At 59.9% G+C, this 14,731-nt stretch carries 15 protein-coding genes; all 15 read left to right on the forward strand.

All coding sequences use genetic code 11. The annotated features are described in order from the left end of the window. Positions 1-7 precede the first annotated feature (7 nt). The 15 genes from E4L96_RS20025 (at position 8) to E4L96_RS20095 (ending at position 14,636) form a co-directional block, all read left to right on the forward strand. The gene (locus tag E4L96_RS20025; protein WP_167758756.1) at positions 8-724 is read left to right on the forward strand and encodes a DsbC family protein; all 717 of its coding nucleotides are present in this window, start codon (positions 8-10) and stop codon (positions 722-724) included. Next, positions 721-1,266 carry a TraV family lipoprotein gene (locus tag E4L96_RS20030; RefSeq protein ID WP_135208978.1) on the forward strand — a complete coding sequence of 182 codons (546 nt, stop codon included), beginning with the start codon at positions 721-723 and terminating at the stop codon, positions 1,264-1,266. The genes E4L96_RS20025 and E4L96_RS20030 overlap by 4 nt, the downstream gene beginning before the upstream one ends. A gap of 9 nt (positions 1,267-1,275) precedes the next feature. After that, entirely contained in the window at positions 1,276-3,783 is a 2,508-nt protein-coding gene (gene traC / locus E4L96_RS20035; protein WP_135208979.1) for a type IV secretion system protein TraC, read from the forward strand. After that, on the forward strand, positions 3,780-4,142 hold the full coding sequence (locus E4L96_RS20040; protein WP_135208980.1) for a hypothetical protein: 363 nt from the start codon (positions 3,780-3,782) through the stop codon (positions 4,140-4,142). Before traC ends, E4L96_RS20040 begins: the two co-directional genes overlap by 4 nt. 2 nt (positions 4,143-4,144) lie before the next feature. Then, positions 4,145-4,660, forward strand: coding sequence for a conjugative transfer signal peptidase TraF (traF, locus tag E4L96_RS20045; protein WP_135208981.1), 516 nt, complete (start codon positions 4,145-4,147; stop codon positions 4,658-4,660). 10 nt (positions 4,661-4,670) lie between these two features. Next, complete coding sequence (gene traW, locus E4L96_RS20050) at positions 4,671-5,291, forward strand: type-F conjugative transfer system protein TraW (RefSeq protein WP_135208982.1); 621 nt, start codon at positions 4,671-4,673, stop codon at positions 5,289-5,291. After that, on the forward strand, positions 5,288-6,280 hold the full coding sequence (locus E4L96_RS20055; protein WP_135208983.1) for a TraU family protein: 993 nt from the start codon (positions 5,288-5,290) through the stop codon (positions 6,278-6,280). Before traW ends, E4L96_RS20055 begins: the two co-directional genes overlap by 4 nt. Before the next feature lie 202 nt (positions 6,281-6,482). Beyond that, entirely contained in the window at positions 6,483-6,953 is a 471-nt protein-coding gene (trbC, locus tag E4L96_RS20060; protein WP_167758757.1) for a type-F conjugative transfer system pilin assembly protein TrbC, read from the forward strand. Next, positions 6,950-8,242: a conjugal transfer protein TraN gene (gene traN / locus E4L96_RS20065; RefSeq protein ID WP_135208985.1), complete on the forward strand. Its 1,293-nt coding sequence runs from the start codon at positions 6,950-6,952 to the stop codon at positions 8,240-8,242. Before trbC ends, traN begins: the two co-directional genes overlap by 4 nt. Then, positions 8,236-8,604 (forward strand): hypothetical protein, encoded by a 369-nt coding sequence (locus E4L96_RS20070; RefSeq protein WP_135208986.1) that lies wholly within the window; start codon positions 8,236-8,238, stop codon positions 8,602-8,604. Before traN ends, E4L96_RS20070 begins: the two co-directional genes overlap by 7 nt. After that, complete coding sequence (gene traF / locus E4L96_RS20075) at positions 8,601-9,401, forward strand: conjugal transfer protein TraF (protein ID WP_135208987.1); 801 nt, start codon at positions 8,601-8,603, stop codon at positions 9,399-9,401. The genes E4L96_RS20070 and traF (E4L96_RS20075) overlap by 4 nt, the downstream gene beginning before the upstream one ends. Continuing rightward, complete coding sequence (locus E4L96_RS20080) at positions 9,398-10,810, forward strand: conjugal transfer protein TraH (RefSeq protein WP_135208988.1); 1,413 nt, start codon at positions 9,398-9,400, stop codon at positions 10,808-10,810. The genes traF (E4L96_RS20075) and E4L96_RS20080 overlap by 4 nt, the downstream gene beginning before the upstream one ends. An 11-nt stretch (positions 10,811-10,821) precedes the next feature. Continuing rightward, positions 10,822-13,542, forward strand: a complete 2,721-nt coding sequence (locus E4L96_RS20085; RefSeq protein ID WP_135208989.1) for a conjugal transfer protein TraG N-terminal domain-containing protein — start codon at positions 10,822-10,824, stop codon at positions 13,540-13,542. A gap of 27 nt (positions 13,543-13,569) precedes the next feature. Next, positions 13,570-14,043, forward strand: a complete 474-nt coding sequence (locus tag E4L96_RS20090) for a hypothetical protein (RefSeq protein WP_135208990.1) — start codon at positions 13,570-13,572, stop codon at positions 14,041-14,043. Then, complete coding sequence (locus tag E4L96_RS20095) at positions 14,040-14,636, forward strand: hypothetical protein (protein ID WP_135208991.1); 597 nt, start codon at positions 14,040-14,042, stop codon at positions 14,634-14,636. The genes E4L96_RS20090 and E4L96_RS20095 overlap by 4 nt, the downstream gene beginning before the upstream one ends. The last annotated feature ends 95 nt before the right edge of the window (positions 14,637-14,731 follow it).

Consider the following 14,731-nt stretch of genomic DNA (forward strand, 5'->3'; position numbering starts at 1 on the left):
GTTAGCGTTGCTGTTACTGACCTCCCAGGTCGTTCATGCAGGTGTGCGGGAAGACCGCATTCTCAATGCGCTGCGCAAGGCACATCCAAGCACCAACTTCACATCGGTGGTGCCGACACCCCTCAAGGGAATTTACGCGGTGCAGATGGGCGAGAACCTGGCCTACGTGACAGCGACAGACTCCCGTCACATGATATTCGGGCATCTGTTCGACACGGCCACTATGCGGGATTTGGCGCCGCAGAAGCGGGCGCCGGCAGTTCTGTCTTCCACTGGGGCCGTCACATCTGCCGATATCAGCGACCTGCCTTCGCGCGATGCGATCCGCACAGTTCATGGCACTGGTGCGCGCCGGCTCGTCATCTTTACCGATCCGGGATGCGGCTACTGCAGGCAGCTACAGGCAGAACTCGACCATCTGGAAAACGTGACGATCCTGAACTTTATGGTTCCGTTTTTCGGAGCGGGATTACCGGCCACCATCTGGTGTGCAGAGGACCGCGAGGCTGCATGGAAGGCAGCCGTGTCCGGAAAGCTCACCGCCGCCAGCGCCACGTGTGATACGCCCCTGGCAAGGAACGAAGCGCTCGCCCGGCGACTCGGCGTCTCCGCTACGCCGACCCTGTTTTTGGAGGGAGGCCGACGGATCGAGGGCGTCCTGACCGCGGCTGAACTACAGACTCTCATCCATGAAGAAACCCCACGTTCTGGAGGCGGGAAATGAACATCCTTCGTGATGCCCTGATCATCGCATCGGTCTGCGTGCTCAACGGATGTACGGATCTTACGGCGGTTGGCGGTAACGACCGCTTTGGTTGCCAGGCTCCGCCAGGCGTCCAGTGTGCATCGATCTCCGGCGTATATGCAAACGCCCTGCGGAACAATCTGCCCGGGCAGCACCGCGCGGTGGGCACAGTTCCGGCAATATCTCCATCGCTGGGATCGATGCGCCCTTCCGCTGACACCGCCGCCGGTCTCTACGAATCTGCACACGTCATTCGCATGTGGGTGAAGCCGTGGGAGGACGCAGACCACGATCTCCACGATGAAACCTTCGTGTACATGCAGGTCGAGCCGCAGCGTTGGAAGGTCGAAGCAGCCGAGCAGCGCAACCGTGAAACATTCCTGCGTGCTCGAGTAGCGGCACTTGCCGCCGAACCTCGCCGCGCGGCTGCTCCAAAAGCGGGCGCATCGATTCGGAATTCTCCCGCCCCAGCCAACTCGCTGGCGCCAGGCGCTGACAAACAAGCCGCCCTCTCTCGATAAGGTGCCCCCATGTTCGGCTCTAGCAAAGCTAAGGGTGAGTCGCGGTCCGGTGAAAGATTCGCGGACTGCCTGCCATACCGCGCGTATGACCAGAAAACTCAGCTCTTCCTGAATCGGTCGGGTCCTGGCTTCATGCTTGAACTTGCGCCGCAATCCGGCGCGGACGAGCAGATGATTGAGGTGCTCCTTAGTCTATACGCGACCTGCCCTCCCGACACCGGCATTCAGTTCCACCTGTTCGGGTCGCCCGACATAGGCGAACTGCTTCGCCAGTACGCAAATCTGCGTCAGGAAGATCCGGACCAATACGACAAAGCAGAAACGCTCGGGCGTCCGGTCCGGAATGAGAACCTCTACCGGAAGCTCGCCCGTCAACGCGTTGGACACCTCCTGAACGGGGCCCGAACCTCCCTCTCGAAAGGCTTTACGTTCAAGGTCCGGCACTTCCGGCTGATGCTGAGCGTCTCATTGGACCACAAAGCCGAATGGACTGAGGACGAGGTGCTTGCGCTACGGGACTCCATGTCCGCAACGCTGCTCACTGCTGGGTTCCCGAACCGGAGCGCCACTGCGGATGACCTAATCAAGTGGTGCGGGAAGTTCGTGAATCCTGGCCGCCTTTTCGGCAGCCACACAGCGCCGGCATACGATCCAGGCCGTGAGCTGTGCGACCAGATCGTCGATTTTGACACCATCCAAGACCCTACACCGTCTCACCTGCATATCTGGAAGGAGGAGGATGCCGAAGGGATGGAGGTACGGCTGCTGTCGGTACAGCGCCATCCCCGACAATTCTATCTCTGGCAGGCCGGCAGCCTGATTGGCGACCTTATGCAGCCAACCCTGCAATACGGAGTGCCGTTTCTGATTACGATGGGCGTGTACATGCTGAACCCCAGCACAGTGCGCACTGCGGTTACGGCGAATCACATGAGGGCCGCCAAAAACGCGAAGAGCAAACTCGCCGAGGTTATGCCCGATGTGCCAGAAAAGCTCAAGGATTGGGCGGCCGCCGCCGCAGTCATCGACGCTGGCGGCGGTCTCGTGTCGCTGTACCACCAAGTCGCCCTGTTCGTGCGGCCTGGCGAGGCGGCAACCGCTGTCGAAACCGCGAAGAGCATTTGGAGAGCCCGCGGGTTCGAGCTGAACGTCGATCTGTACCACCAGCGGCAGGCGCTCATCGCCAGCCTGCCGATGACGCTGAGCCCAGGGCTTCACGCGGATCTCCACAAGATGCGCCGCACATCCCGCAAGACCACGGCCAATGCGGTACACCTCGCACCTCTACTTGCTGAATGGCCTGGGACAGGCACCCCAGTACTGATGTTCCAGGGGCGCCGTGGACAGGTGGCCGCCTGCGACCTTTACGACAACGCCCTCGGCGGCGGCAATTACAACTTCGCCCTCATCGGCACATCCGGTTCGGGCAAGTCAGCCACCCTGAATGAAATCGCCTGGTCATATCTCTCGACCGGCGCCAGCGTCCGCATCCTGGATTTCGGACGCTCTATGGAAAAGCTCTGCCGTAAAGCGCACGGCACACACATCGAAATCAAGAGCGACGTAAAAATCTGCTTCAACCCCTTCACCCGCGTACAGCAGATCGAAGAGGACATCGAGATTCTGGAGCCGACGATCGCGCTGATGTGCTCACCCAAGAGTGAACTCTCGGACGTTCAACGCAAATCCCTCTCCGCCCTGATCCTCAAGTTCTATCGGAGCTACGGGCAAGATCTTACGATCACAGCGATTCGGGACGCAGCGGTAGAAGGCACCATCGCAGAACTCGGGCTGAAACAGGACCAGCGCGTTCGTGACTTGGCCATCATGCTGAACCCATACGCGAAGGGCGGCCAGTACGAGCGCTTCTTCGAAGGTCCGAATACGATCAATTTCGACAACGACCTGGTCGTCATCGAGAACGAAGAGCTGGTACGCAAGCCCGCACTGCGCCCTGTCCTCAACAGCCTGCTGCTTTACCAAATCACCGGCGAAATGTACCTCTCGCGCGACCGCAAGAAGATCCTGATCCTCGATGAAGTGAAGCAGCAACTGGACACGGGCGGCCGGGACGACCCGAATCTCTCTGCGGTGATCGACGCCGCGGCGCGGCGTGCGAGGAAGTACGGCGGCGCCTTGGGCACCGCGACCCAGAACGGAGACGACTATTACACCTCAACCCAGCTGGAAACGGCACTGAACTGCGCAGACTGGGTCTTCCTTCTGCGGCAGAAGCCCGAGTCCATCGAAGCCCTGCAGTCCCGCGGCCGCATCCTCATGGACGACGCGAAAAAGCGGCTGCTCAACTCACTGCGCACGGAACCTGGTGTTTTTGCAGAGATGTACATCTCCTGCCCAATTGGGGAAGGGTTGGTGCGATTGGCGCTCGATCCGGCGGCTCACCTGCTCTTCTCCAATCGTCTGGAAGACAACCGGGTTCTCGACCAGCTTCGCGCCGAAGGCTATTCAATTGATGAAGCCATTGAGATCGTCCTGAAAGCGAGGGCCGAAGCATGAAACCCGGTATCGCAAGCGCGCTTACGGCGGTTGCAGTCACGCTGCCGCTCGTCCTCCTGACGTACTGGCACACGGTGCGGCAGGTCCGTATCGGCACCGTGGACCTTGGAGCGATCGTGAGAGCCGAGGAGTCGAAGTTCAATGCAGCGGCAACGCGTCCGATGTCAGCCAGTGAGCGACAGGCGCTCGTCGACCGCGCACGCCAAGCCGGCGAACACTTCGCACGTGAGCTTCCGCGGGCGATCGCGGAGGTGCAGCAGGAGTGCGGTTGCACCCTGCTTGATCGCAGCGCGGTGCTGCAGGCGCGTCCCGAAGTGTCCGATTGGACGCCCAACCTGCGCTCGAAACTGGGGCTGTGAACATGAAATGCCAGATCCCGCTGCGCCGGCCCAGGGTGTCAACACTGGTAGCGACTATCTCGGTGGCCGCAGTGTGCTGGCGGCTACTGGTCAATCACACGCCATTGACCCCACTGGTCTTCAACATCAGCGATAGCCTGCCCTACCGCGTCGGATGGCTGCACCGCGGATGCTACTCGCCCGCCCGGGGAGATTTCGTCGTGTACGCGTTCAATGGCCCTGCCGTTCGGATGAAACCAGGCCTGCAAGGACAGCCATTCTTCAAAAAGGTGGCAGGGGTCGCGGGGGACATCGTCCAGGTGTCCGGCCAACAGGTATTCATCAACTCGGCGCCGGTCGGAGTCGCCAAGACGCATACGCACGACGGTAAAGCTCTCCGCCCCACTAACGCTGGCCCTATCCCGGACGGCTTCTTCTACGCACAAGGCATGAGTGCGGACAGCTTCGACTCACGCTATCTGGAGAGCGGATTGGTCCCGATAACCAACGTGATCGGAAGAGTGACGCCTTTGTTTTAGGGAGACCGGAATGAGACTCTCAGTCGCAGTGCTCATCACGTTGGTCGCGCGGTTCGCCGAGGCTCAGGACCTTGGCCAGCTTGGTCCTGTCTATCCGATCGCCGAGCAAAGCCTGCTGGAGCAGATTCGTGAGCGGTTGCTGGCCAAAGAGCGGACCGGCGAACTCTCGGCACTGAGTCAGCGGATGATTCAGCAGTCGCGGGATCGAATCATCCACCCCTCTCCAGTTTCGGGCCTGCTAACGTCAGATTCGACCCGCACACACTACGTGGACCTCACATTCACATTGCAGCGGAATATCTCCGACGCCCAGGGGCGACTGCTGTTCCCAGCAGGGACCCGCACCAACCCACTGGATGTGGTAGGCCTGTCCCGCAGGCTGCTTTTCTTCGATGCGCGCGACCCGCGTCAGCTGAATCTCGCAGCATCCCTGCTCGCTGAGCGCCCGGCCAAAACTCGTCCGGTGCTCGTTGGAGGTTCCTATCTCGACCTGATGAAGGCCTGGAAGATTCCGGTGTACTTCGATCAGCAGGGCATCCTCGTCAAACGCTTCGGCATCCGGCAAGTGCCCGCGCTTGTGTATCAGGAAGGACGCCGCCTTCGCGTGGACGAATTGGGAGTCCAGCCATGATCGCCCGCCTGCTGATCCTGCTGTGCATTGCACTGCTCGGCACCCCAGCCGGCGCGGCAGTCAACTGCAGCGGCAAATTCCCGAACCCGGTCACGGACATATGCTGGAGCTGCATGCTTCCGATTAGCATCGGTTCGGTGCGCATCGGCGGTGGTGCACAGGAAGACATACCGAATCCGTCCAATCCACTCTGCAGCTGCGGCGGGAATCCGATTCTTGGCCTTTCGATCGGCTTCTGGGAGCCGGCGCGCCAAGTGGAAGTCGTGCGAAAGCCGTTCTGTCTCGTCTCCATGGGTGGCATCGACCTGAATCCGGGATTGCCGGCGGCGGAGAGCGCTCGGTTCGCACGCCCGGGCGGCAGTAGCAACAGCTTCTACCAGGCGCACTTCTACATCAATACGGTCATGGCGTGGTTACAGGTCATCACCGACTTCCCATGCATGGAAAAGGCTGGCTTCGATCTCGCCTACCTCACAGAGGTTGACCCGACTTGGGACGACGACGAGCTCGCACTGATACTGAACCCGGAAGTGGTCTTGTTCGCCAACCCGGTGGCTGTCGCTGCTTGCGCTGCCGACTGTGCCGCCGCCACCCTCGGCTTCGGGTCGTCGTCGCTGTTCTGGTGTGCGGGCTGCCAAGGCGGCCTGTACCCATTTTCAGGCGAGGTGCCAGTGCACATGGGCGGCGTTCGCACTGCGGAGCTGATCACCGAGCGTCTTACCGCAAAAATGCATCGCGAGCTGCTCGCATGGGGATGGCACGGCCGCGCAGGACTATGCGGCCCGTATGTGCTTCCCGTGATGGACAAGACAGCATACAAGACGCAGCTCATCTACCCCATTCCGGCCACCGAAAAGTTCGGAGGCCGGTGCTGCCAGCCGTTCGGCCGTACCACAGCGCTCTGGGGCGCTGGAAAAGAATTCCCCGTGCGTGGCGAAGACTTCACCTTCCTGCTCTTCAGGAAAAGGAACTGCTGTGTCGGCTATTAGGTTCTTACTGCTCGCTGTTTGCTGGGCCACGTCTCAGTTTGCTGCAGCCCAGACGCCTGCGGGCTCCTCCGCCGCTCGCTCCCCGACCGAAGCCGAGGTGGCGGCGGTCGCGAAGAAGTACGCCGCTCCGTCCATACCAACGAATCGGTCGGCTCCCGTCCGAATCGACAAGATGCCGGCCGCTCGTATTTCGGACGTCGATTTGGACCAGATCGCCGGTGGCTACGCACGCGAGGTTCAAGACCGATTGCGGGCCGGACCTGGGGGCGCGAGCGTCGGTCTCTATATATTCATCAGCCTCTCGCTCCCTCAACAGACCTTGGATCGCATCTTCGATCAAGCAGCGCGAGCACAGGGCGTCATAGTCATCCGCGGACTCGCGGACGGCTCGATGCAAAAGACGCTGCAGCGCGTGAAGCAGCTGATCGGCCAGCGCCAGGTGGGGGTGCAGATCGATCCCCAGGCGTTCGAGCGCTATGCCGTCACGTCAGTGCCCAGTGTGGTGCTCACCCACCAAGGTGACGAGTGCGGTGCGGCCTCCTGCCCTGCCTCAGGCTTCGTGAAGGCGACAGGAGATGTGTCGCTCGACTATGTTCTGGAGCGCTTTGCGCAAATCCCCAAAAGTGCGGCCGAGGCAAATCGTCGCTTACAAACTCTGAGGGGACATCCATGAAACTGGCCACCGTTCTATGCCTGCTCGTCGCCGCGGGGTCGGCCGCCGCACAAGATGCAAACGACCTGGATGCCGCGCGACAAGGGAATTCATTTGCCTCGTCACAGGCTCGCCCCGGCGCCATCAACGACCTGGTGCCCGGCGCTTCGCTGACGCCACCGCAGGCGGGCCTGAATGCGAGGGACCTACGCCAATCTGCCAACGCACAGGTTCGGTACTGCGCCACCCACGTCAGCGATCCAAGCTGCGCTGGCATCGTTCAAGCCACGGAGGATGCCCAGCGTCCGCGCGTAGGGCCTGGCAATAACGACCCAACCGTCGTCGGGGCTCGGCAGGTGTTTTCAGATCCTGGCGTCGCTCTCGGCGGGTTGGGTCAGTTCAGTGGATGCGCGCTGAACGGTGTGTGCTCCCGCGACCAGTTCTGTTTGGGTGCGCGCTGCTTCAGTACGCGCTACACAAATGACGCGGACTTTGCCCAGACCATGACGTTCATGGAGGCAGTACGCGAGGCCGGAGTCTACCTTGACCCAGCCACAACCAAAGTCTTCAGCGGCCAACCCAACGTCTGCCGTGATCGCCTCCTAAAGAACTGCTGCTATTCCGACTCCGCTGGCGCGAGCATGAGCAACCAGCGCCTGTTCACCACCGGGTCGCGCCTGGTCTACGACCTGCTGATGAATTCCACCAACCGGAATTTCGTCAAGGCCGGACTGACCGCCCTCATGAGCGGTGGTGGCTTCACCGGGACCTACTCCACTTTCGGGATATCGGTAGCCGTTAACGGCAGCTCGCTGCCAGCCGGGTCGATGGTTCTCGGTTCAGGGGAAAACTACGTCATCGCCATCGATCCCTGGTCGCTTGCGATCACGGCCACCATTTTCATCGTGGCCGAGCTCAGCCAGTGCAGCAAGGCCGAGTCGCTGGCGGCGCTGAAGGAAGGCGCCCACCTCTGCCACTCGATCGGCACGTGGTGTTCCGAGTGCTTCCGGGTCTTGGGACACTGCGTCAGCTGCATTGAGCGCTCTACGGGAAAGTGCTGTTTCAATTCGCGACTCGCCCGCATGATCAACGAACAAGGCCGGCAGCAGCTCGGGCTAGGCTGGGGCACACCCGAGCGACCGGCTTGCGACGGATTCACCGTCGCCGACTTACAGAGGCTGGATTTCTCTCGGATGGATCTCACCGAGTTCTACGATTCGATCGTTCCATCGATGCCAAACGTGCCGGCAATGCAAGCCGGTGCACGCGAGCGCGCTGCGAACTGCTACCGCGGAGGTGGAAAATGCTAGCCGCTCTTGCCCTGGTTTCGGCGCTCTCTGCGCCAGGCCCGCGGATGCAGGTTGATGACCTTCGCCCCCTGCTTCGCACCGCGCTGCTGGCACCCAATGGGACTGCTCATGGCCAGCTCGCTGGACCTATTGCCGGCGCATTTGGCGCCCGTTTCAAGACGAACAACCCGGTCCTGATCGACGTGACCACCGAGTTCCGGTATGCGAGCCCCGGATGCGCCCGGCTGAGGATCGAGGTAGAGCAGCGGGCGGTGACGCTGTACCCCGAGGAGTCACCACGGGACATGAAATTGCAGTCGACTCTGAACTACTGCCTCGATGGCGGCCCGCCGCGCACTTTGGAACGCAGGAGGGAGCCATGAAGAGACTTATTCTGACTTTGGCACTCCCAACGTTTGCCGTCGCCCAGGAGGCGAGCACGCCAGCGAATCCATATTGGTCCGATAGCTGGCGCGGCTGGCACTTCTACGAGGCCCCAGCTTCGCCCCCTCCCGTTCGAAAGGAGGCAGAGGCAAAACGGACGCCCGAGCTGCAGGCGCTCGAACGACTGCAAGAAGAGGCAAAGCGCACCCGAGCGATTGCGGTGATGAACCCGACAGTTGACCATGTCCGTCGCTACATGGAGGTTGAGAGGCAGATTGCGGAACTCGCGTCCGCATTCTCGGAAGTTGCGCGCCGCGTCGCCTGGACCCACCCCTACCTGGATCCGACACTGAGCGGACGTCCCGCAAATGCGAAGGCGCTGCAGGTCTTCGAACAACAGGAACAGCAGGATCGTGCTCGTATCGTGTCAACGCTGGCTGGAACACACGTTCTGTTCTTCTTCTTTCGGGGCGATTGCCCATACTGCCATGCATTTGCGCCTACCGTTGCCGCTTTCGAAAAGCGATTCGGCTTGAAGGTCGTGCCCGTCTCCTTGGATGGGGGAGCGCTCCCGGACTTCCGAACGCCACGGGGAGATAACGGCATTGCCCGCACCTTGAAGGTCTCCCAGGTACCGGCAGTCTTCCTGGCGCAGCCGTTCACGGGACAAATCGCTCCAATTGGGGTCGGTGTGCTCTCCGAGTCCCAGCTCCTGGAACGCATTGCCGTTCTCAGCGGAGCAAATCCTGAGGTAACTCAGGCAACAACCTTAACTGCCCTGCCGGAGGCACCATGAAGATTCGATCCATTGCAGCAGCGATTGCGCTGCTTACTGCTCCTAGCCTTCCTTGGGCCGGGGACTTGAACTCGGAAGTGAACCGAATGTTCAACAACCTGGGCACGATCGGCAATTACACCGCGCCGGGTGCGTTCCGCGGACAAGCATTTAACACCTACACCGGAGGTAGCCTGATGCTGCGGTCACAAAACAAGACCTATCAGCTGATGGCGATTGACTACCCAACGGCACGCGCGGGTTGCGGCGGCATCGACGTGTTCGGGGGCTCGTTTTCCCACATCTCGTCGGCCGAACTCAAGAACATGCTGCGCAATATCACCTCGGCGCTACCCGGCGTCGCGTTCCAGCTCGCTCTAGACACCGTGTCGCCGTTATTGGGCAGCGTGACCGAACGCTTCAACAACCTTTCGACCATGGTGAACAATGCACGGATCAATTCATGCGAGACCGCGAAGGCGATGGTTTCGACGGGCGCTGAAATGGTCGGATTCAATGCGCAGGAATCATGCGCGGACGTCGCTGTGGCGCTTGGCCTGGAGTCTGATCGCGATTCGGCGCGCCGGCGCTGCGGGACTGACCGCAGCGGAGTGCTTAATACCGCCCGCAATTCCGATAACCCCGAAGCCAAAGCCCGGGCTGGCTTTGCGGGGAACATTACGTGGCACGCCCTCCAGCTCGTGAGCCCAAACCTCGACAACGAGGAGCGGGAGCTAGTGATGAGCATTATTGGGACGGCTGTCTACGAAGAACCGGACAAGAATCCGATTATCTGGTCGGCCACTCTCACCTCCATTCCCCAGCTGCTGTACGGGCAGAGCGACACGCCTGAGGGCGATATCGAACTTCCAATGCTCCGGTGTGATGAATACACGAAGTGCCTGAACGTACGGGTGGATGAGCACTACCGGCACACACCGCTCACGGTCAAGGTTGCGAACCTCATGCATTCCATCGCGGAGAAGATCATTAATCGCCAACCCATCGCCAACAACTCCCGCGAGATCGGCTTCGTCAATCAAACCAGCGAGCCCGTGTACCGGTTGCTCTCCATCGCAACCAGTCGGCTCGGCACAGGCCTCGACGAAACCCTGATTGCGCAATATCGAGACGTGATCGCAGCGGACTATGCCTACGTATTCCTCGATCGTACATTTCGAATAGGGATGGACGCTCTCGAAAAGGACTACCTGCTGAACAGCCAGCAGCGGCAGCAGGTCGCGTGGCTGCGGGAGCGGGCCATGCGGCAGGCGATGGCGCTCTCCGAACAGAAGCAAACAGTCTACGCCAAGGTGAACTCAATAAACTCGATGGCGAGTGCTCTCGACACGCTCGACCGGCAACTTCGGGCGGGCCTGCCGCAGCAGATTCTGGATGCCCTCGGCCGTCGCAATGCATTCATGCGGTAACGGAGCTGGCCATGTGGGAGATCTACGCCTATCACAACAGCGAGAGTCTCGCTGGCCTGTTCAATGCCATTGCAGCGGTCTGCGGCGGAGATTCGTTTCTCGCCAGCCTGGCTGCCACTGTGGTGATCGGTTTCATCGCAGCGATGATTGGCTATGCGTTTGCCCCGCACAAACTGATTGGCTGGCAATGGCTGGCATCCGTCATGCTGATCTACTCGGTCCTGATCATGCCGAAGGTCACCGTCGGGATCGTGGACAAGACCGGCGGCAGTGCGGTCCGGATCGTCGCTAACGTGCCTTTCGGTCTCGCCGCGCTCAAGAGCCTTTCAAGTGTCATAGGAAATACGCTAACGGAGGTCACCGAGACCGGATTTCAAGCGCTTCCTGGCTTAGCGAATCTGCCCTCGGAAATGGCGTATTCAAGAAACGGCCTGGTGTTCGGAAATAGGCTGATCAGGGAGTCTTCCGATGTCGTTTTTTCCGATCCCAACTTTCGAGCGAACATGATCGAGTTCATGGGGAACTGCATTGCTTACGATGTCGCGTCCGGATACATCAGTGCTTCGCAATTCGCCAACTCGACGGACATTTGGGGGCTCATACAAAGCAATCCCCCCAACCCCGCGCGCTTCACGCCATACACAGAGAATTCAGGGGCGGCCTCGGTAGTTCCCTGTGACCAGGCATTCCACAAACTGGATGCTCTGATGCCCGCACAAATGAATCCGCTATTGGCGAGACTGAGTCAACGTGCCCATCCCACCCTCTCCGCGACCGCAGCCCTCAACGTTTATCCGTCGCAGCTTCAACAGGCCTATTTGAAATACGGATTGGCAGACGCCACCGCTGCGGCGGCCGACATCATTCGGCAAAACGCAATGATCAACGCCGTCAACGACACCTCGATGATCTCGGGGGTTCGGCTTAACGATACGAGCAAACTGCTACTGGCCGTGGGTCGGGCCCAAGCGATCCAACAGACTAATGCTACATGGCTGAACAATGGCGCGGTGGCCGAACAATCGCTTCCGGTCGTGAGAAATGTGATCGAAGGACTGGTGATCGGACTGTTCCTTCTACTGGTCCTTTTGTTGATGATCATGGGTGGGCCCGAAGCCCTGATGGCGTTGAAGGCCTATGTGGCGCTGATCGTCTGGACCGAATTATGGCCTCCGTTGTTCGCCATCCTGAACTACATTGCGCTGATTTATACCGCTCAGGATAACGCCGCGGCCGCGGCGCTTGGTGGAACCGCCCACGGACTCGCGCTGACAACTTCAGATGCTGTGACCTCCAATGTCATCGCGAACACCGGTGTCGTCGGCTACCTGACGCTCAGCATCCCCTTCATCGCTTGGGCGGCAGTCAAGCGAATGGAGAATCTCGGAACGGCCCTCATGAGTGGCTTCAATTCCCTGCAGTCCGGGATCTCCAGCACTGCGGAAGCGCTGAAAGGCCAGCTCCAGATGGGGAGCGTGAGCATGGACCAAATGGCTCTGGCGCCGAGCCGCACCTCGCCGTTCTGGGAACGCCACCAGGAACAGGCATCCGGGGACACCATTAGCCGCCAACTTGCCACAGGAGTAGCCGCGACATCGAAACTCACGAACCAGGGCATGGGGAGTGCGGTTATTCAATTCAAGGCGAGCCAGGAGGACGTGTCCGGAGCGCGGAAGTCACTTGATGCAGCGCTCACCCGCACGGTTGCCAACGTTAACGAGCATGCCAAATCGGTGAGTACATCACTGTTCTCCGGCAGCGTTCGCACAGAAGGACAGCGCGACAGTACAGGAATCGGACACAGTCAAGTCAGCGAATCCGGCGCCCAAAACCAACACCTAACGCAGATCGTGGACTCGGTCGCGCACGAGACAGGTGCGTCCAAAGAAGAGGTCGCACGAGTCGCTATCGGCGCGGCTCTGGTCTCAAATCTGAAGATTCTGGGTGCCGGAATCGAAGGATCTCTTCAAGGCAGTAAAGCATGGCAGTCATCCCTGTCCGAAAGGGATCGTCAGATTTACCAAGCCCTTACCAGCGACCAGATTTCCGAATTTGGACGAGAGCTTCAGCGCACATCGCACGAAGCTAACACCAGTCAGTCAAAAGGTAACGAATCCCGCAGCGGAACAGAGCGGGCAAATCGCACCTCGGACTCTGCTCAAAAACTCAAACAAGCAGCCGCTGAACTCGGTGAAAGCAGTCAGCTCTTCTCCAACCTGAGCTCGGCATTCGCACATTCAGCCACGATTACTCTTGATCTAGCGCAGAACCCGAAGGACTCGCACTGGTTCAATGTGCTAAACGGGCCCGCGTCGCAGGCCATGTTGCGCGAACTAAACACTGAACTCGCGAATTTCGCTCGCGTTCCACAACCCGCGAATACAGTAGGAAATTTGCCGACCAGCCGCGAAGACCTGCAAGCTGATTTCGAGAAGAATTCCACCGAAACTGGTTCCGTTGCCGGGTCCGGTAAGCCTTCGCCAACAAGGGGCAGGCCATCAACAGCGACACCTAAGCCGTCCGAAGCGTCTGCACCAGCATCCCCCGAACCCACCATGGACGACAGAAAGGCCAAGATTAATGCGCGTGCCGCGACCCTTCGAGCTGAGGTAGCTACTGGAATTGAGGAAGGCAAGCTCGATCAGCTGAAAAAGGAAACCTATCTCAAAGGGGCCTCAAGCGCAGGAAGGATCGTGGGCGGAATCAGGAATACGATAAGGCCGAAGAATTGACGCGTTCAGAACTTTGGGGGAGGTATCATGAAAATCAAGGTTGGGCAGGTACGCAGAATCCGTTATGCCCGAGATAAGGGTGAATATGTGGCGTCGTTCTTGTTGAACGAGGTCCCGGCTAAGCTGCATGCGTCCCAGATTATTCCGGTTCGTAATGGTGACTGGCTTGCGATGGAAGGCAACCTCCGTGACGGTGTGTTCGCGGGCCGAAACGCCTACAACAAGACGACTGGGGCAGTCTGCCGCGCGAGTTCAGTAGACGATGTGGTAGCAGCGCTTGTAATCGCAGTGCTTGCGGCGGGTGGACTTTTTGCCGGGCTACCCAACTTCGTTGGCCTTGCAGTTCCGGCCTCGCTCATCATTGGTCTCTATCGCTGGCTCGCGCCTCGTGCCGCCACCCGCAAGCTCGCAATGATAAATTTGCCCAGCAAAGCTAAAGCGATCACTCGGGCCTTCGTAGTCCCGGCAGGTCCGTTACAGGTCGATCGGAGGCTCAAATGACGGTCTGGAGAACGATACTTATCTCGATCCTGCTGGCCACGGGCGACGCCCAGGCCACGGCTCTGAGATCCGATCGCCCCACCGACGACTCAGTTTGCGATTTGGGATCAAACACCTCCCTCGCGCTGATGAAGATTCGCTCTGTTCCCTGGCATACTCGTGAAATCGACAAGGTCCATGAGCGGATGCTAGTCTCCTGGGTCGTGCATCAATGCCACGATGGACAGATCCTCATCATCGATGGCGCCAACGGAGACGACTGGGAACACCGCTACGCGGAATCTTCGGCTCTTCGCTTATGCACCGGCGCGGATATTCGCCAATTCTCGAAGGGGTCGTCCCAATACCCTCAAGCGTTTGAACTGCGATGCCTGATCCGAAAAATCACAAGCGCGCGCAATTGGAGTGAGAACCAGGACCGGCTGGAGTCGCTGGACGCCATGATCGCTTCGCGTGCCGGCGTGTTACCGGAGGGGGAAGCTGTGCACCGCAGCGACGCGACCAACGTAGTTGACAAGGCCGCCGACCGCTGTTCGGGCAAGTCAAAACTCGCGTCGATCCTATTCGGGGGCGGAACCTGTAAAACGAAATAGTGCAGATCCTGTTTGTCGATACACCGCTAGCGCCGGCCTGTGGTAAGGTATCCCAGCAGGAATAACCCAGCTGGCCAGTTCAGTACTTCAGACTG

It is taken from the genome of Zemynaea arenosa, from assembly GCF_004614185.1.
GTDB lineage: Bacteria > Pseudomonadota > Gammaproteobacteria > Burkholderiales > Burkholderiaceae_D > Telluria > Telluria arenosa.